Source organism: Pseudoalteromonas sp. Ps84H-4 (assembly GCF_024124645.1).
GTDB classification, from domain to species: Bacteria; Pseudomonadota; Gammaproteobacteria; order Enterobacterales; family Alteromonadaceae; genus Pseudoalteromonas; species Pseudoalteromonas lipolytica_C.
Genome location: NZ_JAMXSK010000010.1, coordinates 1 through 24621, shown reverse-complemented (window position 1 = coordinate 24621; position 24621 = coordinate 1). Strand labels below are relative to the sequence as shown.

At 42.9% G+C, this 24621-nt stretch carries 19 protein-coding genes; 7 read left to right on the top strand and 12 right to left on the bottom strand.

Annotation, left to right across the window (positions count from 1 at the left end):
- Positions 1-60: 60 nt before the first annotated feature.
- Complete coding sequence (locus tag NH454_RS10480) at positions 61-480, top strand: hypothetical protein (protein ID WP_253039003.1); 420 nt, start codon at positions 61-63, stop codon at positions 478-480.
- A 3-nt stretch (positions 481-483) separates the two neighbouring features.
- On the opposite strand, the gene NH454_RS10475 is transcribed toward NH454_RS10480, so the two are convergent.
- Positions 484-1434 carry a diguanylate cyclase gene (locus NH454_RS10475; protein ID WP_135923043.1) on the bottom strand — a complete coding sequence of 317 codons (951 nt, stop codon included), beginning with the start codon at positions 1432-1434 and terminating at the stop codon, positions 484-486.
- A gap of 494 nt (positions 1435-1928) precedes the next feature.
- Between NH454_RS10475 and NH454_RS10470 the strand changes: the two genes are divergently transcribed.
- Entirely contained in the window at positions 1929-2363 is a 435-nt protein-coding gene (locus tag NH454_RS10470) for a DUF4019 domain-containing protein (protein WP_135923044.1), read from the top strand.
- A 212-nt stretch (positions 2364-2575) separates the two neighbouring features.
- On the opposite strand, the gene NH454_RS10465 is transcribed toward NH454_RS10470, so the two are convergent.
- The 6 genes from NH454_RS10465 to NH454_RS10440 all read right to left on the bottom strand — a co-directional run bounded on the left by NH454_RS10465 (position 2576) and on the right by NH454_RS10440 (position 10409).
- Positions 2576-4525 (bottom strand): family 43 glycosylhydrolase, encoded by a 1950-nt coding sequence (locus tag NH454_RS10465; protein ID WP_253039002.1) that lies wholly within the window; start codon positions 4523-4525, stop codon positions 2576-2578.
- A gap of 12 nt (positions 4526-4537) precedes the next feature.
- A complete protein-coding gene (locus tag NH454_RS10460; protein ID WP_235591851.1) occupies positions 4538-5605 on the bottom strand; it encodes an aldose epimerase family protein in 1068 nt (355 codons plus the stop codon).
- Between the two features lie 215 nt (positions 5606-5820).
- Positions 5821-6405 (bottom strand): beta-phosphoglucomutase family hydrolase, encoded by a 585-nt coding sequence (locus NH454_RS10455; RefSeq protein ID WP_253039001.1) that lies wholly within the window; start codon positions 6403-6405, stop codon positions 5821-5823.
- 136 nt (positions 6406-6541) lie between these two features.
- On the bottom strand, positions 6542-8041 hold the full coding sequence (gene araA / locus NH454_RS10450; RefSeq protein WP_253039000.1) for an L-arabinose isomerase: 1500 nt from the start codon (positions 8039-8041) through the stop codon (positions 6542-6544).
- 23 nt (positions 8042-8064) lie between these two features.
- Positions 8065-8760 (bottom strand): L-ribulose-5-phosphate 4-epimerase, encoded by a 696-nt coding sequence (locus tag NH454_RS10445; RefSeq protein WP_063528078.1) that lies wholly within the window; start codon positions 8758-8760, stop codon positions 8065-8067.
- A complete protein-coding gene (locus tag NH454_RS10440; protein ID WP_253038999.1) occupies positions 8757-10409 on the bottom strand; it encodes a ribulokinase in 1653 nt (550 codons plus the stop codon). The genes NH454_RS10445 and NH454_RS10440 overlap by 4 nt, the downstream gene beginning before the upstream one ends.
- A gap of 231 nt (positions 10410-10640) precedes the next feature.
- On the opposite strand from NH454_RS10440, the gene tal reads away from it, so the two are divergent.
- The gene (gene tal / locus NH454_RS10435) at positions 10641-11594 is read left to right on the top strand and encodes a transaldolase (RefSeq protein ID WP_253038998.1); all 954 of its coding nucleotides are present in this window, start codon (positions 10641-10643) and stop codon (positions 11592-11594) included.
- Positions 11595-11713: 119 nt separating this feature from the next.
- Here tal and tkt read toward each other — a convergent pair whose 3' ends face one another.
- The 3 genes from tkt to NH454_RS10420 all read right to left on the bottom strand — a co-directional run bounded on the left by tkt (position 11714) and on the right by NH454_RS10420 (position 17053).
- Entirely contained in the window at positions 11714-13714 is a 2001-nt protein-coding gene (tkt, locus tag NH454_RS10430; RefSeq protein ID WP_253038997.1) for a transketolase, read from the bottom strand.
- 119 nt (positions 13715-13833) lie between these two features.
- Positions 13834-14979 (bottom strand): heparan-alpha-glucosaminide N-acetyltransferase domain-containing protein, encoded by a 1146-nt coding sequence (locus tag NH454_RS10425; RefSeq protein ID WP_253038995.1) that lies wholly within the window; start codon positions 14977-14979, stop codon positions 13834-13836.
- On the bottom strand, positions 14969-17053 hold the full coding sequence (locus NH454_RS10420) for a TonB-dependent siderophore receptor (RefSeq protein ID WP_253038994.1): 2085 nt from the start codon (positions 17051-17053) through the stop codon (positions 14969-14971). Before NH454_RS10420 ends, NH454_RS10425 begins: the two co-directional genes overlap by 11 nt.
- A 180-nt stretch (positions 17054-17233) precedes the next feature.
- Between NH454_RS10420 and NH454_RS10415 the strand changes: the two genes are divergently transcribed.
- The 3 genes from NH454_RS10415 (at position 17234) to NH454_RS10405 (ending at position 21413) form a co-directional block, all read left to right on the top strand.
- Positions 17234-17698: an energy transducer TonB gene (locus NH454_RS10415; RefSeq protein ID WP_199527168.1), complete on the top strand. Its 465-nt coding sequence runs from the start codon at positions 17234-17236 to the stop codon at positions 17696-17698.
- Between the two features lie 85 nt (positions 17699-17783).
- Complete coding sequence (locus NH454_RS10410; RefSeq protein ID WP_171040424.1) at positions 17784-18029, top strand: DUF3297 family protein; 246 nt, start codon at positions 17784-17786, stop codon at positions 18027-18029.
- A 168-nt stretch (positions 18030-18197) separates the two neighbouring features.
- On the top strand, positions 18198-21413 hold the full coding sequence (locus NH454_RS10405) for a S41 family peptidase (protein WP_253038993.1): 3216 nt from the start codon (positions 18198-18200) through the stop codon (positions 21411-21413).
- A 62-nt stretch (positions 21414-21475) separates the two neighbouring features.
- Here the strand turns inward: NH454_RS10405 and NH454_RS10400 are convergent, their stop codons facing one another.
- Positions 21476-22777, bottom strand: coding sequence for a DEAD/DEAH box helicase (locus NH454_RS10400; protein WP_253038992.1), 1302 nt, complete (start codon positions 22775-22777; stop codon positions 21476-21478).
- Positions 22778-22946: 169 nt separating this feature from the next.
- Positions 22947-24074, bottom strand: coding sequence for an alpha/beta hydrolase-fold protein (locus NH454_RS10395; protein ID WP_253038991.1), 1128 nt, complete (start codon positions 24072-24074; stop codon positions 22947-22949).
- Positions 24075-24450: 376 nt separating this feature from the next.
- Here NH454_RS10395 and NH454_RS22355 point away from each other — a divergent pair.
- A partial coding sequence (locus NH454_RS22355; protein ID WP_290442604.1) for a helix-turn-helix domain-containing protein occupies positions 24451-24621 on the top strand: 171 nt, incomplete at its 3' end.

The following is a 24621-nucleotide window of genomic DNA, read 5'->3' as shown; positions in this document are numbered from 1 at the left end:
TCTAAAGCTCACGTACCCTTTGCCGATACATAGCTATCTTTACCTTTTAACTCAATCATTATGACTATTAACTCATTATCTAGTGCGTTAACTATCTCAAATGCAGATAAAGCAAGCAGTAATACCAACTCCAACGTAGGCTACAAACTCAGCAACCAAGAGATGAATAAACTCTCTGGTCGTGAAGCAGAGCCCACGCAAAAAGAAGAAGTATCTAGCGAACTCCCTGCGCATATCCGCAAAATGGTTGAACAACTAGAAAAACTCAAAGAACAGCTTGAACTTGCCAAAGAGCAATTAGCCAAACTGCAAGCACTTAAAAACCAAGAAGATGAAGCGGTTAAAGTGCAAGTTGAAACACAGACCAAAATGGTCATGGAAATCCATACGCAAATAATGTCTCTTAGCCAATCAATTAGCGACGCGCTAAAAGAAGCAGGTATAAGCGATCCCGGTGTATTGATGAGTGTGTTGGTATAAAGTTCAGACCTCTGGCTTTAAACAGTATTGATTACGACCGCTCTTTTTAGCTTCGTACAGGTTTTCGTCGGCCTTTAAGAAAAGTGTCTTCCAATCTCTTGGAGATTCAGGAACAGTCACCCCGCCAATTGAAATAGTTAAGTAGCCACAGGGTGAACCTTCATGAGGTAAATGCTCTTCGTGCAATAGGTCTATTATTCGTTTTGCCACCAACTGACAGCCTTCATAGTTAGTGTGTGGAAGAACAACAGCAAACTCCTCACCACCCCAACGTGAAATAAAATCAGTGTCGCGTGCTAATGCTCTTTTCACAGTGTTAGTAACTGATACAAGCGCTGCATCACCTGCCAAATGGCCATAACGGTCGTTATATTTTTTAAAATAATCAATATCCAGTAATAACACAGAGACTTCGGGTGACTCGTACCTTGCACTCAGTTGATTCATCACCACTTCTAAATAGCGTCGATTAAAAACTTTCGTGAGCGAGTCAATCATTGATGCTTCTTTATGTTGCTCAAGCAAAGCACTGTATTTCAGCTCTTTTTCTACACGTTTTTGAAGTGTTACGGCACTGTAGGGTTTAGCAATAAAATCATTACATCCTGCGTCCCAAAACTTATATTCAAAGTTTGTATAATTTTCGCCCGTCAACATGATTACGGGCGTATGCTCAAACGCAGGAACACTACGAATGGTTTGACATAGGTCGATACCGTCCATACCGGGCAACCGATAATCAAATAAGAAAAGTGATACTTTTAGATCACCTAATTGCTCTAACAATGCTTCAGCTGTTGAGAAGCGGCTAACATTATATTGAGGTGATAACACTTTGTTGATAATAGTAAAATCAAGATCACTGTCTTCAACCAAAACAACATTGCTATCAAGCGTTGCTTTACTCAGGTCTTTTTCAGCTTTTTTTCGTAACGAATTAAGCGAACTATCCATATAAAGTTTACCCTTGCTGGTTCATCGTTGAGGGTAGTTTGCATTATCAGGGTTTTCAAGTGACGGCAAATAGCTAAGGCCCAACATTTGGGTAGTATATTTCTGGCCAAAGCCAACTTTACTCTTGTAACTCTCCCATCGCTAACTCCCTCTTACCTCCCTAAAAAGGGGCAAAATACAGTGAAAATGCGGGCTCTGAATTATCGATCAAGCAAATACGAAACTTCCTTAACCATTAAAAACACAATATTTTAAGCGCCTACTTTAAAAAATAAGCAGTGAAGAAACATAGTTTTTATATTTAAAAAACAAAAGCATATAATTTAAAATAAACCTAAACACTTCACTCTCAGTTAAAACGAGCAAAAACACAAAATAAGAAATAAGTATTAATACGTCACTTCAAAAACCCTCTCATAGCACTTTTTCAGTATAGAATTTAACCAATCCAAACGTAAGATGGCTGCATCCCATGAATTAAGTAAGGTCATTCTATGCGTAACATTTTATTAGTTTCAGTAAATGGATTTACGTTTAAAGCATGTTTATTGATTACATGTTTATGGATGAGCTTTTTTGCTCAAGCAAAAGATTCAACTTCAATTGAAACAGCAAGAGCATGGCTTAAGCTTGTTGATAGCGGCCAATACGTGCAGAGTTGGCAGCAAACAGATCACATATTTCAGACAGCCACACCAGAGCCAAAATGGCGCTTGGCATTAGAGCAACTTCGTATTCCTCTTGGTCGCGTAATGTCTCGTACTTATTTTGATGTACAAGAATATTCATCACTACCTGGAATGCCTAATGGCGAATATTTAGTGGTTCAATTTCAAACAAGCTTCACCAATAAGGAGCATGCCCTAGAAACTCTGAGCCTGAGTAAAAATAGTGGCCAATGGCAGCCTTTAGGTTATTTAATTAATTAGGGGTCATGAAGGTGTAGGGGTTATGTTGGGTTTCGCTTCGCTCTACCCAACCTACCCAAAAATGAACAGAGCAAGTGCTGAGAGGTACGCCACACATAACAACCCCACCGCTCAGCTTGGAACTTTACTCTCGCTAACTTACAGTCTTCAGCCACAAAAAAAGCCACTCATAAATGAAGTGGCTTTGGTTGAGTCGATTTTTTACTTATAACTTAATTTGGTTCACGCAGATGGAACACTTGGCACTTATTACCTAAATCAGGTTGTTGTGCGAAGTTAGTGTTTTCAGCTAAACCACAGTTACTTAAACCAAGTGCTTGCTTTGTGTAGCGGTTGATCAGCATAACACCACCGCCTTCTACTGGAGCAATACGCCACTGTGCTGTTTTCGCTGCACACGAAGCCATTTCTACGTTGGCACCTGGTACTAAGGCGTTATCAGCTACCGCAGCACAGAACTCGCTGTCAGCGCTTTGTTTAAGGCTTACATAGCCTGTATCAGTTGGTGCGAAGAACCATTGCTGTGCATCTTTATGCGTAAAAGCTTGTTGCTCAACATTGGTACCCGCTTTAACCGTACCAGCCACGCTAAGTGCTTTACCACTTTGTTGGCTTAATACGACAACACTGCCCATAGGGCGTAATTGCCAGTCGCCACACGCTGTTGCGTCGCTTTGCTGTAAAACCGCTTGGTTTTGTGCGGCAGAACAACCAGCAACCGCTAATGGCTTGCCTGTGTAACGGTTAGTAATAGAGACATTACCATCTGTACTTGGTGCTACTTTCCATTGCTGACAGAAGTTATTGCGCCATGCTGCAGATTGTACTTTAGCGTTATCTGCGTCATTACAGCTTTCAAGCTCTAAGAACTTGCTGTCTTCACGGTTCGCTAAACGAACAAAACCATCTGTTGTTGCATCAATAACCCATTGACCATTGGTGCTTGCGCACTGACGTTGTACTGCACGTGCATCTTGTGGATCAGCTGCAATGTCTAAACATAAGCCGCTTGTTGCATTCACTAATTGATAGCGCTGACCTTGCACTCGCGTTACTAGTGGGCCGTATTCACCTGATGGCGGTGCGACTTCAACGCCTGGTGTTAATGGTTTACCAAAGCTTGGCGTGCCGTCGTCATTCCAAGTAAATTTTTGCGCACGTAATGAACGAGTCGCACTACAACCGTGCTCTACCGAATCATTACCATGATAAACTAACCAGTCTTCTGTGCCGTCTGGCGACGAGAAAAAGCCGTTATGGCCTGGGCCAAACACTTCTTCTGTACGCTCAAATACTGGCTTATCGTATTTCTTCCAGCTGCTCGCTTTAAGTGGATCGTCACCAACAAGCTCAAGCATACCTAGTTTGTAATCAGGGGTATTACAGAAGCTTGCTGAGTACGTCATAAACGTACGGCCATTGTGCTGTAAAATTTCAGCACCTTCAGTTACTTTACGACCACTGATTTCCCAATCTAGCTCAGGACGCGTGATCACCGTATGTGGTGAGTTCTTCTTCAGAGTCCATGGGTTTTCCATTTCAGCAATAATGTTTAATTGCTGATCACCCTGCCATTGTGAGTAGATCACATATAGCTTGTCTTTGTATGTTAGATAGTTACCGTCGATGTTCCATACGTTAGGCATTAATGCGCCCTTGTATTCGTATGGACCCATAGGATCGTCACCGGCACTTTCTAATACGTTTAAGTGTTGGTTATCTAAAGTGCCATCAGTACCAGCTGTGTACATCATGTACCAGCGGTAGCCGTTTGGCCCTTTTAGACGATGGAACTCAAACGCCCAGAAGTTACAACAGCGCTCAGGGTTTGAATCAGACCAAACATTGATAGGTGTTGCATCAGCAAGGCCTGCTAGCGTTGGTGATTTACGCATCACTAACTCAGATGTCCATGTTGTTGTGGTTAGGTAATAGTTACCATCCCAGTATTCAAGCCATGGATCGGCGCCATTAGGAAAAAGTGGGTTGGTAAAAATACCATTATCTTGGATTGGCGCTTTTTCTGTGGCTGCCACGTCAGTTGTTTTAGCTGTGTTGTCTTCAGCTGTAGCCTGACAACCAGTCAGTGCACCAAACGACAAGGCAAATACGCTGGCTAAGCCAGCCTTTTGCATTGCGCTTTTAAGCTTTGTTGTTTTCACGATTGTGTTCCTTTATTTTGTACCAAATTCGTACACGATGCGTGTTGAATACACGTCACCCGGTAATAATGTTGTGCTTGGGAACGTTGGCTGATTTGGTGCATCAGGGAAATGCTGTGGTTCTAAACAAAAACCACTTCTGAAATTATGCACTAAGCCAGACGCTTGCTGAGTACTACCGTCTAAGAAGTTACCTGAATAAAACTGTACTGCAGGCTCTTCTGTGTAAACTGTTAACGTACGGCCAGAGTTTGCTTCGTAAACCGTCGCCGCTTCAATAAGTTCATTACTTGGCGTGTCTTTAAGCACAAAGTTATGGTCATAACCTTTACCTAGTTTCAGTTGTTCGTTGCTAGCTTTGATGTCTTGACCAATTGCTTTAGCAGTACGGAAGTCAAACGGTGTGCCTGCAACATCCATCAACTCACCAGTTGGGATCAAGCCGCCATCCACAGGGGTAATTGCTTTTGAGTTAATTTGCATTTGGTGATCAAGAATGTCGCCTTTACCTGCTAGGTTGAAGTAGCTGTGTTGCGTCATATTGATGATGGTAGGCTTACTTGTTGTAGCAATAAACTGCATATCTAACGTGTTGTTATTCGTTAGCGTGTAAGTTACTTCAGTCGTCACTTCACCCGGGTAACCTTGGTCACCATCAGGGCTCACTAAGCTTAAGGTAACACCAGCACTGTTTTGCGTCGTGAACGGTGTCATGTTCCATACTTTCTTATCGAAACCTTGCACACCACCATGTAAGTGGTTGTCACCATCGTTAGTTGCTAATTGGTATTCAGTGCCATTTAAGGTGAATTTACCGTTTGCGATACGGTTACCAAAACGCCCGATGATTGCACCGTAGTAAGTTGTCGCTTTTGTGTACGCTTCTAGGTTATCTAAACCCAGTACAATATTACCCATTTCGCCTTTTGCATCTGGCGTTTCAATACGCGTGATAATGCCGCCGTAGTTGATCACATCAACGCTAATACCATTGCTGTTAGTCAGCGTTACTTGATTAACTGGGGTCTGATCAGCAAGTACGCCATAGGCCGTCATTGATGCTGAAGGGGAAGTAGTCATATTGTCTCCTTGATGAGCACAAGCTGGTGTAAGGGCAATTCCACATGTCACCAACAATGCATAAAGCCCGCGCGACTTTTTCGTGTTCGAACTGGCTGTTTGATGAGTTGTTTTTAAACCTTGGAAAACACATTGCAATGACATATGAATAACCTTTTTGTAATTGTATTTATAGTTTTATAATACAAATACAGGTGTCATTGCAAATTTAATCGCTAAAGTTGGATTTTGCCGTCTTTCACCATGATGCAATCCATCCCCGCACTTTTGGCCGCTTGGTAACCAATTTGCGTGTCTTCGAACACTACGCATTTACTTGGTTCAACACCTAAAAGCTCTGCTACTTTTAAGAATGTTTCAGGGTTTGGCTTGCCTTTACTTACATCACTTGCAGTCACTAAGACACCAATTTTATTAATTAAATTAGTATCTGTTAGATGAGCAATTGCATGTTCGCGGTCAGCACCCGTGCCCACGCCCATAGGTAATACACCATGGTACTTTTCAAGTACAGCAACGGTTTCGTCAATCACCTGTGGATGGTGCTGTAAATCAACCCAAAACTGGTGTTTATCTTTTGCCACAACCAAGGGGTCATGATCTAAACCAAATTTTTCGTTAAGCATTTCAATTGTTTTAACGGTCGGAATGCCGCCTAAGCTATACATGTAGTCGTAATCAAATGGATACCCATAGGCTTCGCAAGCTTTCTGCCATGCCTGTAAGTGACTGCCCATTGAGTCAATTAAGGTGCCATCCATATCAAAAATAATGCCTTGGTAGGCGCTTAAATCGATCATATCTACTCCTAAAATGTTTAGCTTCACAATAGCATAAGCCAGCGAAGAGCGTGGCTCATCACTGGCTTAATCGACAACAAAATTTGGGGTGAACGTGCTCACACACAGCACGTTCTAGTACATAAAGTACTAATTCTTACAGGCCACGTTTTAGCATGTAGTAAGCTGCGTTATGACGAAGCTCTGTTTTGAAACCACGGATCGTCGTATCTTTATCGATGATCATCGTTTCAACGCCAGCCATTTCAGCAAAATCGATAATCATATCGGTTGTTACTGCTTGGCTGTATGCAGTGTGGTGTGCACCACCGGCGTGGATCCATGCAGCTGATGCTACAGATAGATTTGGTTTTGGTTCCCAAAGCGCTGAAGCAACCGGTAAGTGAGGTAAATCAGCTGGCGGAGCCACTGTATCTACTTCGTTGATTAGAATACGGAAACGGTTACCCATATCAATTGGTGATACGTTGATTGCAGCACCCGGTTTTGCAGTAAACAATAAACGACCTACATCACATTTCACACCGATAGTGTGCTGGTGAACTTCAAGACGTGGTTTTTGTGCTGCAATTGAAGGACACACTTCTAACATGTGTGCGCCAAGTACTTGGTCAGTTTCACCCATGTTGTAAGTGTAATCTTCCATGAATGAACAACCGCCGTCACGGCCTTCACCCATTACTTTCATGATGCGAACCATAGCAGCTGTTTTCCAGTCACCCTCACCACCGTAACCATAGCCTTTCGACATTAGGCGCTGTGTAGCAAGACCAGGAAGACCAGAAAGACCTGATAAGTCTTCAAAACAGTTAGTGAATGCTTTAAAGCCGCCTTTCTCTAAGAAACGCTCCATACCAAGCTCTAAACGTGCTTCGTTGCGTAGCATTTTCACTGCGTAATCGTCTTGTAGAGTTTCGTCAGCAATTACGTAGTCTTGCTTATAAAGCTCTAACTGTGCATCAACTTCTTCTTCAGTGATAGTATCAACCACTTTTACAAGCTCAGCGACACCAAACGCGTGTACTTCATAACCAAAAGTAATTTGCGCTGAAACTTTGTTACCTTCAGTAACTGCAACTTGACGCATGTTGTCGCCAAAACGCGCAACTTTAAGTGTTTGGCTTTCTGCCCAACCTTTTGCCGCACGACACCAGTCATCTAACTGCTGTTGTACGTCAGCACGTTGCCAGTGACCTGCAACAACTTTACGCTCTTTACGCATTACAGTACCGATGAAACCGAACTCACGGTCACCGTGTGCACTTTGGTGCGTATTCATGTAGTTCATGTTGATGTCAGACCATGGAAGGGCTGCATTGAACTGAGTATGAAGGTGTAACCAAGGCTTACGTAATTCGCTTAGGCCAGCAATCCACATTTTCGCAGGTGAGAAAGTGTGCATCCATAATACTAAACCAACACAGTTAGGATCCGTATTTGCCGCTTGGCAAACAGCGTGAATTTCTTCAGGTGACTTAACGGTAGGCTTACATACCAAGTTTACTGGTAGATTAGCTTCGCTGTTCAAGCCCGCTACAATTGCTTCGCTGTCTTTGGCAACCATTTCTAACACCTTAGGACCATAAAGATGTTGTGAGCCGGTAACAAACCAGACTTCTTTCGTCATCGTCGTCATGTTAATAATCCTCTAAATTCTTGCTATTTGCTCTGACCGTAATACGCGTTTTTACCGTGCTTACGTAGATAATGTTTATCCATCACAGCTTTTTTAAGTTCAGCTGCGTGTGGATCTAAAGTGCGTGTTAAATACGCCATGCGTGCAATCTCTTCGAGTAGCGCGGCATGGTATACAGACTGAGCGGCATCTTTACCCCACGTGAAAGGCGCATGACCCGCAACAATCACCATAGGTGCAGCTTTCGGATCGCGGTCTTGATACGCATCAGTAATTTGAATACCGGTTTCTAATTCATAATCGCCATTCACTTGCTCATCGGTTAGCTCACGAGTACAGGTGATGTCACCGTGTACATAGTCAGCGTGAGTTGTGCCAAGGCAAGGAATGCTTTGTTTTGCTTGCGCCCATGCAGTTGCATAGGTCGAATGCGTGTGTGTTACACCGCCAATTGAATCAAAGTGGCGATATAAATGAACATGTGTTTTAGTGTCAGAAGACGGACGCATAGACCCTTCAACAATGTTGTTTTCAAGGTCAACGATCACCATGTCGTCGGCTTTCATTTGGTCGTACGAAACACCACTTGGTTTAATCGCAATCACGCCTTTGTCGCGGTCGATTTGCGATACGTTACCAAAGGTATAAATTACTAAGCCACGACGTTGCAGCTCCATGTTCGCTTCATAGACTTCACGTTTTAGTTCAGTAAAACTCATGCTTTGTCTCCGTTTACATAGCTTGCAAGTGCTTGGTAGTTGGCATAAAGCTCGTCATACACAGCAACGCGCTCAGGGTTTGGTAAATACTGATGACATACAGACGACGCCATAACTTTTTGAGCATCTGCCACTGTTGCGTGCTCACCCGCAGCAACCGCAGCCATAATTGCCGCACCCAATGCACAGCTTTGCTCACTTTCTAAAACGTCGATTGGGCAATTCCAAACATCAGCACAAGTTTGCATTACGTAGTCTGATTTTTTAGAGATACCGCCGATAACAACCACTGACTCGATTGGTACGCCTTCGCTACGGAAACGCTCAGTGATAGCACGTGCGCCAAACGCAGTTGCTTCAACAAGTGCTTTGAAGAACTTAGGTGCATCAGTGCCCATTTTTAAGCCTGTTAATGCCATGGCAACGCTTTGGTCAGCATCTGGCGTACGACGACCATTTACCCAATCAAGCGCAGTTACATCGTTGCTTGTTACAGGCAGTGCTGCCGCAGCTTTTGATAGATCAACTAAGATTGAATCTTCTAGCTTGTTAACTAACGCTTGTTCAGCGTCAGATAGATTTGTAAGTTGGCGAGTTGGCCAAAGTACTAGGTTTTTGAACCATGCGTATAAGTCACCGAATGCAGATTGACCGGCTTCTAAGCCAATTAGCCCAGGGATCACTGAGCCATCAACTTGACCACAAATACCTTTAACGCAGGTATCACCTAGCTGTTCTTTAGACGTTACTGTGATGTCACAAGTTGAAGTACCCATTACTTTAGTTAGAACGCCAGGGCGAACATTGGCTGCTACTGCGCCCATGTGACAGTCAAATGCACCGTAACCAATCACGATACCTTGTGGTAAACCTAGCTTCTCGGCCCACTCAGCAGTTAAGTTGCCAGCAACTTGGTCGCTTGGCTCTGTCGTTGCATTTAACGTATCAACAACACCATCTAATATTGGATCGATATTGCTGAAGAAACTGTTTGGTGGGAAACCACCCCACTGCTCGTTCCACATTTGTTTGTGGCCCGTTGCACAACGACCTAGCTTTAATGCTTCAGGGTGTGTTGTGCCGCACATTAGCGCGGTCATCCAATCGCAGTGCTCAACCCATGAATAAGTGGCTGCTTTAACACTGCTATCAACGCGGAAAATATGTAATGCTTTGGCCCAGTACCACTCAGAAGAGTAGATACCGCCCATGTGTGAAAGGTAGTTCACATCGTTGTTAGTTGCAGCTTCAGTGATTTCATTTGCTTCTTTAATAGACGTATGGTCTTTCCACAAAATGAACATTGCATTTGGGTTTTCTGCAAATTCTTCAGTTAATGCCAGTGGTGTACCTTGGCTATTAATTGCTACAGGTGTTGAGCCTGTCGTATCAAAGCTCATACCCACTACTTTGTCTGCAGTACCTGCTGGAACTTGTGACCAAAGACCATTTACTACTTCTACAAGGCTATCAATATAGTCTTGTGGATGCTGACGAAACTGATCTTTACTTGGGTCACAATATAAACCTTGTGCCCAGCGCGGGTAGTTTACTAAATGGCTGGCAAGTTCTTCACCAGTCGCAACATCAACGAGTAATGCTCTTACCGAGTCCGACCCGTAGTCTAATCCCAACGTATAACGAGACATAATTACCTTTCACTAATTGCTTACTAACATTGTTAGTCATTATCTTTATTTGTATGATAATATCAACAATACCAGATTGTAAAGGTATTATAAAAATATTATTAACAGGATTATTTGCTGCTGGCGGGCGATTTATTGCGCAGTTTTTCTGGAAGATTAGATTGTTTTTTCAGCACAAATAATAGGTTAAAGCCACTACATTAACTTTTGTATGATAAGAATGGGAAAACTATGTCTAGTCAATTAGAACAACTTAAAGCAGTGACAACCGTTGTTGCTGACACGGGTGATTTTGAAGCAATCAACGAATATAAACCGCAAGATGCAACAACGAACCCATCACTAATCTTAAACGCGATTCAAATTGAGAAATATCGCCCACTTGCTGCCGAAGCCGTATCATGGGCAAAAGCACAAAGCAGTGACGCAGCTGAAGTTGTAACAAAAGCAGCTGACAAGCTAGCGGTATTAATTGGCTCTAAATTAATGGAGCAAGTGCCGGGTTTTGTTTCAACAGAAGTGGATGCGCGTTTATCATTTGATACTCAAGCAACCATTGATAAAGCACTTGAGCTTGTTGCTCTATATAAAGAGCAAGGTATCGACACATCGCGCGTGTTAATCAAAATTGCTTCAACATGGGAAGGTATTCAAGCGGCTAAAGTACTTGAAGCGCAAGGTATCCGTTGTAACCTAACGCTGGTATTTGCATTTGCTCAAGCACGCGCTTGTGCCGAAGTAGGTGCTTACCTAATTTCACCATTCGTTGGTCGTATTCTTGACTGGTACAAAGCACAAGATGCAAGCGCTGATTTCGACGGCGCTAACGATCCGGGCGTTAAGTCAGTCACGCATATCTATAACTACTTCAAAAAGCACGGCTACGACACGATTGTAATGGGCGCAAGCTTCCGTAACATCGGTGAAATCCAAGAATTAGCAGGTTGTGACCGTTTAACTATCAGCCCTAAGTTACTTGCTGAACTAGCTGCAACTGACGCACCTTTAACTCAAAAACTATTACCAGCAACTGAAAAAGCAGAAGCGCCAGCAGCCATGACTGAGCAAGCTTTCCGCTGGGAAATGAATGAAGATGCTATGGCAACTGAAAAGCTAAGCCAAGGTATTCGTCAGTTCGCAATTGACCAAGAGAAACTAGAGTCAATCTTAAGCGAATTAGTTTAAGCCGATTGTTTAAGCAGCAAAAAGCCCGCAAACCAAGGTTTGCGGGCTTTTTTATTGCATGCCTTTTAGTAAAAGCAGGCTTATCGTGTTGCGATTACGATAATTTTTTACCAGTCACTTTATTCAGCAAGTAATGCGTTTGCTTTTGCAACTAGGTTTGCCACTGTGAAACCAAAGTGTTCAAGCAATACTGCACCAGGCGCTGACTCACCAAATGTATCCATACCTAGTACATCACCATCTTGGCCAACATACTTGAACCAGAAGTCACGGTGTGCAGCTTCAACAGCAATCTTTGGTGTACCAGCTGGTAACACGCTTTGACGGTATGCTTTGTCTTGGCTATCAAACTGATTCGTTGATGGCATAGATACCACGCGAACTTGCTTGCCTTGTGCTGTCAGTTCAGCGGCAGCATTCACAGCTAGCTCTACCTCAGAACCCGTTGCAATTAGGATAAGTTCAGCTGTTTGTTCGCTATCAACAAGTACATAACCCCCTTTTGCAATATCAGCAACTTGCTGTGCATCACGTGCCATTGCTTTTGTACCCTGACGGCTGAAGATCAGTGAACTTGGACCGGTTTCTTTTAATAACGCTTGGCGCCAAGCTACCGCAGTTTCAGTTTCATCACACGGACGCCATGCAGTCATATTTGGTGTCATGCGAAGGTTAGCGATTTGCTCGATTGGTTGGTGAGTTGGACCATCTTCACCTTGACCGATTGAGTCATGGGTATACACAAAAATGCTCTGCGCTTTCATTAATGCAGCCATACGTACTGCATTACGTGCGTATTCCATAAACATTAAGAAAGTTGCGCCAAATGGAATGAAGCCACCATGTAATGCAATACCATTCATGATTGCGCTCATACCAAACTCACGTACGCCATAGAATACGTAGTTACCATCAGCAGCATCTTGTAAACCTTTTGCTTCTGGCCATAAGGTTAAGTTAGAACCGGCAAGGTCGGCAGAGCCACCCATTAGCTCAGGAAGCTGGTTAGCAAAGAAGGTGATCGCATTTTGTGATGCTTTACGTGTCGCAATGTTTTGCATGTCGGCTTGGCATTTAGCAATGTACTCATCAGCTAATTCAGCGAAGTTAGCTGGTAATGCTTTTTCAAGAACACGGCGTGTATATTCTTTTGCAAGTTCAGGGTGTGCTTTGCTATAAGCTGCAAATTTTTGCTGCCATGCACCTTCAAGCTCTTGGCCTCTCGCTTGATTATTCCACTCGTTATAAACCTCTTGTGGAACTTCAAATGCAGGGTGCGGCCAGTTTAGCTGCTCACGTACTGCAACGATTTCGTCGTGACCAAGTGGTGCACCGTGACAGTCATGGCTTCCTGATTTATTTGGCGAGCCAAAACCAATCACTGTTTTACAACAAATTAGTGTTGGTTGCGTAGTGTTGCTTTGTGCCGCTTCAATTGCACCCGCAATTGCATTCATATCGTGACCATCAACATCACGGATAACTTGCCAACCGTAAGCTTCAAAACGTGCAGGTGTATCGTCGGTGAACCAACCTTCTACTTCACCATCGATAGAGATGCCATTGTCATCCCAAAATGCGATTAGCTTGCCTAGACCTAACGTACCTGCCAGCGAACATGCTTCGTGCGAGATACCTTCCATTAAACAGCCATCACCCATAAAGCAGTAAGTGAAGTGATCAACAATATCAAACTTTGGCTTATTGAATTGCGCTGCTAAGGTTTTTTCAGCGATTGCCATACCAACTGCGTTAGCAATACCAGAACCTAATGGGCCCGTAGTTGTTTCTACACCCGGTGTGTAACCATATTCTGGGTGACCCGGTGTTTTAGAGTGAAGCTGACGGAATTGCTTAATATCTTCGATGCTTACGTCGTAACCGCTTAAATGTAACAATGCATATTGAAGCATTGAACCATGGCCATTTGATAACACAAAGCGGTCACGGTTAGACCAGTCTGGGTTTAATGGGTTATGGCGGTGAAAGTTTTGCCACAATACCGCTGCAATATCAGCCATACCCATAGGCGCACCTGGGTGGCCAGAGTTAGCTTGTTGAACGGCATCGACAGCAAGTATGCGAATAGCATTTGCAGATTGAGAACTAGGCAGAGTCATCTTATTAGCTTCCTGTTAATATTATAATATAATTAATATCGCAAAAACTCACCCAAATAGCAACTTAATAAACCGCCAGCCCCCGTATAAACAGGAGCTAGCAACCTATTATTTGTTAATTATAAATACTTTAACCAAGGCTTGTTAGCCTTACGCTTGTATTCACTAAACTTCTTGGTTGGCCAATAAAGCCCTACTGCCAACAACAAAGTAATAAACCAAATACCTGATATATCACTGACTCCTAAATATTGCCCTTGATTTGCCCCCCAGATCAGCATGCCTATTTGATACATAAACAGCAGTACATAGAGGTGAAAAATATAAAAGAACATAGGCACAGAGCCATACACTCGCAGCGCATTAGTAAAGCGGTTAAGTGGTCTTTCAAATAACCATAAGCCAACAAACATGCCTGCTAACGTGATCAGCAAAAAGCTCAGTGAAGGTGGGTACTTAGTCACGTTAAATACCGACATCATGGTTTCGGTTGTGGTGCTAAACGTTTGCCACGGCAAGGTTTCACCATAAATATTAAAACCACGCAGCAGCGCAAATAATCCCACACATAACAGGGCTAACAGCAGTAATGCTCGTTTACGCGAATCTGCCGCTTGAGTGTGCGCATATAAAGGGCCTGCACAGTAACCCAATAAAATTACGCCAATCCAAGGCAGCACTGGGTAGCTAATTTTTACGTCAATTAAACCGCCTTGTGATAGATAGCCTCGGTCATGCAAAATCGTCCACAGCGAGTAACCAAACTCATCGGGCGTAAAGCTGATTGGGGTCAGTAAGTTATGGCCAAATACGATAACTAAACCAAGCACCAGCAATAGGTTGCGTGGCAGCTTAATCAATGCTGCTAACACCAGCATACAAAGGCCAATCGCCCACATCACTTGTAGCCAAATGGTGTGATAGTAACCCATCCACGAAAAACAAATCAGTGTCACTTCGAGGGCGATTAAAAAAAGCCCTCGCTTGATTAAAAAGCTTCGTGCTGAGCGCGCCACGCCACTTGCTGGGTGACTATAAAGCCACGCCGACAAACCGGTTAAAAAGATAAAGGTTGGCGCACAAAAGTGCGCAGCAAAGCGGCTCCAAAAAAGCCCCGGCGAAGTGGTATCAACCACCATGGGATCGGCCACCTGCATGTGCAAGAAAAACCGCTCTCGCACGTGATCAAGTAACATCAGCAGAATAACGACACCACGCATGATGTCGATACTGTGAATACGGCTTTTAACTTGCTCAGAAGTCATAGCTTAAACCTAATTTGAATTGTGTTGGTGCACCCGGGTAGGCCCACAATGCATTGTAAGAGCTGGCGATATACTGCTCATCAAACACGTTATCAACATTCAGTGACACCGTTGTACGTTCAGTCGCTCGCCATTTAGCAAATAAACCAACGGTTTGATAGCTAGGTAATCGGAAGGTTAAATCAGCTGGGTCGCCTAAACGGTCAGACACATATTGATAATGACCGCCAACCTTTATGTCTTGTGCAAATACACTTAGGTCATGGTTTAAGCCAATCGAAAGATTATTCTTCGGTACGTTCACAAGCGGGCTGCCTTTAGGAATTGGCACTAACCAATCAACATTTATGCTGTCTGTGGCAGTTTCGGCATCAACATAAGCATAGGATAGGGTGTACTCAGTGTTATCACCCAATGACCCTGTTAAGTCTAACTCAAAACCTGTGCTATTTGCTTTACCAACAGGTGCTGAATAACCCACATTTACTGGATCTGCCACCAGCATATTGCTCTTACTTGCATCAAAATAAGCAAGCGTACCGCTGATATTGGCGTAACTAAACTTAACACCCACTTCAAACGAGTCACTTTCTTCAAAACCAAATGGCTTACCTTCGGCATCGGTGCCACTTAGTGGTAAAAAGCCTTCTGAATAGCTTGAGTAAAAGTTAATGTCGTCATTAAGGGCATAAACCACACCAAAACGTGGACTAATGCGGTTTTCTTTGCTGTTTGATGCAACACCAGACTTAGTTTCAAAGATATCTTGTTCAATTTCATCAAAACGCAGACCTAACATCACTTTTAAGTTATCGGTTAGATCTAGTTGGTCTTGCAGGTAAATACCGTACGCATTTTGCTGTTCGTTATTTTCGTACTGCATGCTTACTTCAGGGCCTTCAGTGGTGCTGTACTCTGGCTCATAGATATCAATGGTGTAAGTGCCATTACCACCACGGTAGCGATAAAGCCCCGTGCGTAGCTCATAGTCGTAACCATCAACACCAAACAGTACATGATTGGTGATACCGGCAACATCAAAATGGCCGCTTAATTCAAAGCGCAGCGATAAATCATCAGACTCATAGTCACGGTATCTGTGCTGGCGAGTTAAAGTTCTACCATCATCAAATAATGACTGTCGCGATGGTGAAAGCTCAGCATCTGACGAAAAACCCGTTAATGTTGCAGTACGGTAACTGGCGCCTAATAACAAACTCCAATCTTGGTTTAGATCGTTGCTGTAATTTAATTGATGACCGCGTGAGTGCACCTTAGTTGGCGCATCATTTGGATTACCTAAAAAGCGCGATTCAGGCACGGTATCAAAATCACCATTTAGCACCACAATACCGCGGTCATACATTTGCTGTTGGTCAACGTATTCAAACTCATAGGTCAGTGATGAGTTATCGTTAATTTGATAATAAAGCGAAGGAGTAATGACGAATTTGTCATGGTGAACATAGTCTCTAAAGCTGTCGCTATCTTGCCATGCACCATTGATTCTAAATGCTAAATCATCGCTTAGACCATTAGTGTAATCACCTTGAATACGCTTGTGATCATCGCTACCTAACTCGGCTTGAAGTTGCCCTTGCTGATAAAACTGGGGCTTTTTAGTAATAATGTTTACTGTGCCACCCGGCTCCGAGCGACCATAAAGAGCTGAGCCCGGCCCTTTTAATACTTCGATGTATTCAATATTTGATACATCACGCGGGCCTGCAAAACCGCGACCACCACTAAAGCCATTAACTAAATATCCAGACGGCATATTTTCGTTACCCGACAAACCACGTATTGAGTAGCTATCCCACAGCGCCCCGCCATTATTTTTACGGCTGATACTGGCAGAAAAATCCAGTGCGTCACGAAACTTAGTGATACCGTTATCGGTGAGCATGTCTTTACTTAATGTGGTGATCGACTGTGGTAAATCTTTTGTTGGAATATCACCACGGAACGCTTGTTTATGCTCAATGGTGATCGTTTCTATATCGCTGTTATCAGCTGCATATGTATTCGCTGCAAACGCCGCAGCTAATGCTAAACTAAGAGTTGAGTACTTCATAAGGCTTAATTGTAGAAATTGAAAGATATGTTTTGTTATAAAATAACACAAATAAACAGATTGATATAGTATAACAAATCACTTTGTTCCGAATTTTTACCTATCTTTTTTTGTTTACATAATGCAAATTCACCTCTAGTATCAAAAAATGAATAAAAAACAATCAAGTTAGGGAAAACTATGAATAAATCACTTTTCGCATTAACGCTCGTATGCACATCTATAAGTTCATTCGCTAACCCTGATTTATCAGGCCGAAACCCTTTTGTTGATATTCAAGCACAGGTACTCGACACCTCCACAGGTAAGCCAACATGGCAACGTCTTGATCATATACCTTATGTGCAATACCCAACTGGGCTACTTAATCAGCAAGGTAGTGGCTGCGCGATTGTTAACTTTGCAGTTACTCCCGATGGTGTTGTGAAAAACCTTAATATCGAAAACTCAGCACCTAAGCGTTTTAGTAAAGAAGTAAGAAAAGCTGCAAGACAAATAGTGAGAGACTGGCATTGGCCTGAACGCACCGATGAACAGGTGATTGAGTTAACCATGCGTTTTGACTACTGCTTAACACACGACTTCGATAAAAAGAGTGAAGCCGTAGCCATGTGTGTTGAACATTCAGAACAAGCCTGCGAGTAAACAATAAATTTGCCATTTAGATACTTGAGCCAATGCCAGGTATTGCCTACAATGGCGCACAATTTATTCAATGCAGATCGCAACTATGACTGATACACAAAAACCAGAATTACCAAACCAACTTTCTATCAACCCACGTAGTAAATTTTATGTGGAAGAAGTTTTCGAGCATGAAATTGGTGTAAAACTTAACGGCAAAGAGCGTTTTGACGTTGAAGAATATAATATCAGCGAAGGCTGGATCAAAATCGCTTCTCCAAAAGCGCTAGATCGCCGCGGCCAACCTTTACTATTAAAAGTAAAAGGAACTGTAGAAGTATTCTACAAGTAATGATTTGTCGGCTAAAGCCTGCTTTAGCCGACACTCCCCTAAATACATAGCCCCATTCCATCATTTGATTTTTAGACACATTTTGTAACACTGCGTTCATCGCAACTGCATCGCTATTTAAAACTGAATTGTTATGATGTAACAGTTCCCAGAATAGGATGTAATCCCATGAAAAAACTAACAACGTTGGCACTGGCCATGGCTGCGACACTGGCACCTTGGGCATCAGCTTACGAAACAAAAGACACGCGCTTATTGCGCTTTCCAGATATTCATAATCAAAATGTTACCTTTGTGTACGGTGGTGATATTTACATTGCTAATACGCAAACAGGCGATAGCAAACGCTTAACCGACCATATTGGCTTTGAAACCTTTCCGAAGTTTTCACCTGACGGTAAACGCATTGCGTTTGCAGCCGAATACAATGGCAGCCGTCAAATTTATGTAATTAACAGCGATGGTTCTGGCTTAAAACAACTCACTTACTACAACGATGTTGGCCCAATGCCACCACGCGGTGGTTTTGATTATCGTGTTCTCGATTGGACACCTGATGGCAAAAATGTGGTATTTCGTGCTAACCGCACACCGTGGGGTAAACGTATGGGTCGTCCATACATGGTGCCTGCTGACGGTGGCCTTGAGCAGCCTCTTGCTATCCCTGAAACGGGCGGCGGCATGCTTTCGCCAGATGGTAGTAAATATGTTTACACGCCGATTGACCGTGAATTTCGTACTTGGAAACGCACCCGAGGCGGTCGCGCACAAGATGTTTGGGTTTACGATCTAAAAAACAATACCTCAGAGCAGCTAACTAGTAACCGCGCAACCGATCAGCAACCAACCTGGGTTGGCGACAACATTTACTTTGTGTCTGACCGTGATTACACCCTTAACCTGTATCAATACCAAAAAGGTGCTGAGCATAAGAAGCTAACCAACCATAAAGACTTTGACGTACTGTGGCCATCAGCTGGCCCAAATGCTGTTGTTTATGAAAATGGTGGTTACCTTTATCGCTTTGACCCAAAAACTCAAAAAAGCAGCAAGCTTAGCATTAACATTGCTGGTGTGCGTCAATACGCAATGCCGTACACAAAAAATGTGAGTGACTTTATCGATTCAATGTCGATTTCTCATGATGGTAAACGTGCACTCTTTACTGCCCGCGGTGAGCTATTTAGCGTACCGGTTAAACAAGGCCCAACACGTAACCTATCTTACACAGCAAAAGGCCGCGAGATTGACGCAAGCTGGTCGCCAAATGGTCGTTATATTGCTTATATGAGCGATGAAAGCGGCGAATACGAAATTTACTTAAAAGATCGCAGCGACAACAATGCCACTAAGCAGCTAACCAGCAACGGCACTATTTGGCGTTTTACACCAATTTGGTCACCTGATAGCTCAAAACTGTTATTTGCAGATAAGAACCACACACTCTGGTGGATAGACGCAAAATCGGGTAAACAGCACAAAATTGATACCAGCATCTACGATGAAGAAGGTATTCGCCAGTATACTTGGTCACCAAATAGCGAAGACATTGTGTATGTAAAAAACAATGAAAACCGCTATGCCTCACTGTGGCACTACAATATTGATAAAAAGAAAGTGACTCGCTTAACGGATGAAATGACCAATGAGCAAAACCCAACTTTCTCTCCTGATGGTCAATACCTGTACTTCAGCTCTGAGCGCGACTTTAACTTAGCCTTTAGCAGCTACGAGTTTGACTACATGTTTAATCGTGCAACGCGTATTTATGCCGCTGCCGTAAATGACAGCATCAAACCACTTATTGCACTACAAAGTGATGAAACAGCGATCGTCAGCGATAAACAAAAAGATGACGACAAGAAAAACAGTAATCGCCTGCAAAGCAGTGAATTTATGCAGCGCGTTACCGCTTTAAATGCCCCGGCTGGAGATTATCGCAGTTTAACGGCAGTAAAAGGTGGCGTGCTAACACTGGCTAATGGCGGCCTACAATTGATAGGCACAGCTCACGACAGCGAGCTTGAAACTGTGGCTAAAGGGGTAAGCAGCTACACTATTTCGAGCAATGGTGAGCACCTGTTAGTGCATGCGGGTAACGATTACAGCTTAATTGAGCCTAAAGTTAAACAAGACCTAGCAGCGAATAAGCTAGATCTTAGTAACATGACCTTAAAAATTGAGCCACAAATTGAATGGCAGCAAATGTATGTTGAAGGCTGGCGTACATTACGTGATTGGTTCTACGATGAAAACCATCACGGCCAAGATTGGGATGCAATTTTAGCTAAGTATCAACCTATGGCTGATGCTATCTCACACCGTAGTGACCTAGATTACATTCTCAGTGAAATCGCAGGTGAAATTAACTCAGGCCACATTTATGTGCAGTCGGGTGATATGCCTAAAGCAGAGCGTAAAAAGCACGGCTTATTAGGTGCAAAACTTGCCAGCGATCCATCTGGATACGTAAAAATTGAGCAAATCTTCCAAGGTGAAAACTGGCATGAAGACTTCCGCTCACCACTTGGTACAACAGGAGTAAAAGCACATAACGGCGACTACATCATTGCCGTAAATGGCCGCTCAGTAAAAGACGTAGCTAACTTCTACGAATTACTAGAGAACACTCAAGGCGAGCAAGTTGAGCTAGTCCTTAACAGTAAACCGCGCAGCAAAGGTGCATGGCAAGTTACCGTTAAGCCTGTAGCCAGCGAGCAAGGTCTGCGTTATTTAGACTGGGTTAACTCTCGTGCAGCCTACGTTGATAAGCTATCAAATGGTCGTATTGGTTATGTTCACTTACCAAATACAGCCTACGAAGGTAACCGCGCCATGTTCAAAAACTACATGCCGCAAACCACCAAAGACGCCATGATTATTGATGACCGATACAATGGCGGTGGCTTTATTCCTGAGCACATGATCACCTGGCTTGCCCGTAAACCGCTTAATTATTGGAAGCGCCGTGGTGTTGAGCCAACGAAAACACCACAATTTGCTCATGATGGTCCAAAAGCCATGCTGATCAATGGTTACTCAAGTTCAGGCGGTGACGCTATTCCTTACTACTTCCGCCAAGCAGGGTTAGGTAAGCTCATTGGTACCCGCACTTGGGGTGGATTAATTGGTATTTCGGGTAACCCAAGCCTAGTAGATGGCGGCCAAGTTATCGCGGCAACATTCCGCATTTTAGATAACGATGGCAACTGGATCATCGAAAACGAAGGTGTCACCCCAGACATCAAGGTGGTTGACCGCCCAGAGCTAATCTACCAAGGTAAAGATCCATCGATAGAACGTGCCGTAGAAGAGCTATTAAAAGAGCTAAAAGACAACCCGAAAAAGCCACTCATCGTGCCACCAGCACCGACTGACTTTTAATACTTAACTGGTTGTTAAAAAGTAAAAAACCCCGCAGTAATGCGGGGTTTCTTTTAAGGCTATTAAGGTTTCTTCCAGCCACTCCAAACATCGTCTTGTTGGTTAGCTTTATTTTTTTTCTTTTTCTTACCTGTTCCCGCAGGTTTCGCTACGGGCTTGTCGTTTTTAAGTGCTTGTGCGGCATCAAAGTTCGCTTTATTTAATGTATAACCAGGCACTTCTTCACGCTCTAAACGAAGTTTATTTTTCTTTTCGATGATTTTAAAATGATGAAAGTCTTCATAATCAATCAATGATAACGCTAACCCTACTTCTCCGGCGCGACCACTTCGGCCAATACGGTGCATGTAATCGGCAGGACTGCGCGGTAAATTGAAATTAATCACTACAGGCAATTTAGCAATATCTAAACCTCGAGCTGCTATATCAGTGGCAATTAATACCTCGATTTCGCCATTTTTAAACTTTTCGATTACGCGAGTACGCTCACTTTGGCCTTTGTCACCGTGAAATACTTGTGCATTGATGCCACGCTTTTCAAGCTTATTTGCTAAATGCTCACAATCTTTTTTTGCATTCACAAAAATCAGCGTTTGGCGCCATTTATGGGTTTTAATCAAGTGCGCTAAAACCGTGGTCTTCTCACCTTTATTTACCATAAATACGCGCTGTACTAGGGTGCTTTCATCTTTACTTTGAACTTGTATTTCAACAGGCTCATTTAACAATTTTTGGGTTAATAGTGTAACTTGCTCTGGGAACGTTGCAGAAAACAGCATAGTTTGTTTTTTAGCGGGCATAAGCGCTAATAGCTCAGCAAGCTCTTCGGTAAAACCTAGGCTCAGCATGCGGTCTGCTTCATCAAGCACTAAGGTGTTTACTTTATCAAGCTTAATGGCATTGCTTGAAATCAAATCAAGTAAACGCCCAGGAGTTGCAACGATAATATCTGCACCGCCTCGCAATGCTTGCATTTGCGTATTAACAGAGACACCACCAAATACAGCAACGGTTTTAATCGCACCATTTAAGTTTGCAGAATATGATTTAACGCTATCAGCTACTTGTACAGCTAGCTCTCGCGTTGGCACTAAAATTAGCCCTGAAACAAAGTTACCTTTGCCTTGTGTTTTTTTAACTGCCTTACCTAAAAAACACTTTTGCAACATAGGCAAAGCAAATGTCGCTGTTTTACCTGAACCGGTATTCGCTCCTGCAATTAAGTCACTGCCCGCCAAAATACTCGGAATTGCTTTTGCCTGAATGTGTGTCGGTTGCGTGTATTCAAGATCAAATAATCGAGCAAGTAGCTCAGGAATAAGACCAAGCTCGTTGAAATTGCTAGGGTTTAGGGTTGAGGTCATAAAAGGTGTGGGCTCATAACTAAAATAGCCTGCGATTTTAGCGCATTTATTGCCCGGTAAGTAGGAATTAGTGAGTTAAATACCTTTTAGATAACAGTCACTGGTTTATGATAATTGCTCAATATTAAAGGGGCGCTTTAAAAAGCCAACAGCTAAGTTGGCCATATTATTAAACCTTGCTCAACTGTGCTTGTAGCCTCGTTTTTGTTTCTTTTAAGTAATCTAGGTAAGGATACGAGTCATCAGCTACGGCTATTGCAGCCTCGATTTGAACTAATGCTTGGCGAATATTACCTTGCATTTCATAGCCATATGACAAAGCTGACAGTGCATACGCTGATTTAGGGTAGTTTTTGATATTGTACTTAAACACCTCAATAGCCCGCTCAAATTGCTGGTTATCCGTTAAGCTGTAACCCAGCATCCTAACAGCGCGGTCTGGTGGCGCTATTTGCTCGCCCCATTGCTGTGATAAGCGTTGATAATAAGCATCAATTGATGAAACATCATCGCCCAATGCACTCAAAGGCATCTGTTTAGATAAAAATAAACCATGATACGCATTAAATGCCCCAGCAGCTGAGGTTAGGTTATGCGAAACACCTGCAAATGCATCGCTCTTAAAACGCAGATTTTGCACCTTACTATTTTGAATCGTTTGCTGCATATCATCGTATCTTTCGCGCATAATGCCGGCTTCTTCACCGATATTCATATATACATAGCTGTTAATGCTTTTGGCTTTAGTAACAAAGGTATTTAGACTCTTAGCCGGAGCGCCATAGTTCCACCATACCGCAGGGCTATAAGCAATGTGCGCTTGAAATAACTCAGGATCAGCTTGCATTGCGTAAAGAGCAAATACACCCGCAGCAGAGGCTCCTGCGATAACTTTATAATCATGAGTACGATACTGTTTATTAACCAAAGGCATCAGTTCTTGCTCTACAAAAGCTAAAAACTTTGCTGCACCACCGCCTTCGCCAACAGGCCCTTGTGGCTCTTTGTTCACTGTAGGATAAAAATCTCTAAGTCGATTAGTGCTTTCAATTGCAACTACAATCACCTCTGGCGCTTGATCATTTTCTTGTAAGCGTTCAAGCACAGCATTAATCAATGGTAAATTACCGGCCCCATCCAAACGGTAAATAACGGGATACCTTTTGTTTGGATGTGTTTGATAGCTTTTTGGCAATTGCACAACGACAGTGCGTTGCTCACTAAGATTACTTGATTCGATATTATGCGTATGTTGGCTGTAATTTGTAACCGCATCATCTGCAGCTGGTTCAGCCATTACAAGACTAGTACAGAGTAAAAAACCACTAATACAGAGTAACTTAAATAGTCGCACGACTTATCCATAAAATATTGGCAATTTTTTAAGCTAACAGAATTACTGGTACAAAAAAAGGCGCATAGTGCGCCTTATGTGGTAATCAAATAAAGTTAGAAACTTACTGCTCTCCGAAGCCTATTAATCAATAAGATAATAGTCTTTGTAAATTAATAAAGTTGGTAATAGATTGCCCGTAAAACCCTAAAGCTATTTTTATAAAAATAATAAAGATAGTAACATTCAGAAAAATCCACTTCTAAGTCACTCGATATCAGTTGACAAGAATCACCGTCATTTATATGATTGACCACTCACTAAAGTAAGTGGTACTTTTATGTCTAATTTAGGTCGTCCAGTGAATTATGCAGCTCGAGAGGCTAAAATCGAGGCTATTCTTGATGGTGCTGTGCAATGCTTTGTTAAAAAAGGCTTTCATGGCGCTGGCATGGCGGAGATTTCTCGTGTTGCAAAAGTCAGCCAGGCAAGTCTCTATCAATACTTCGCC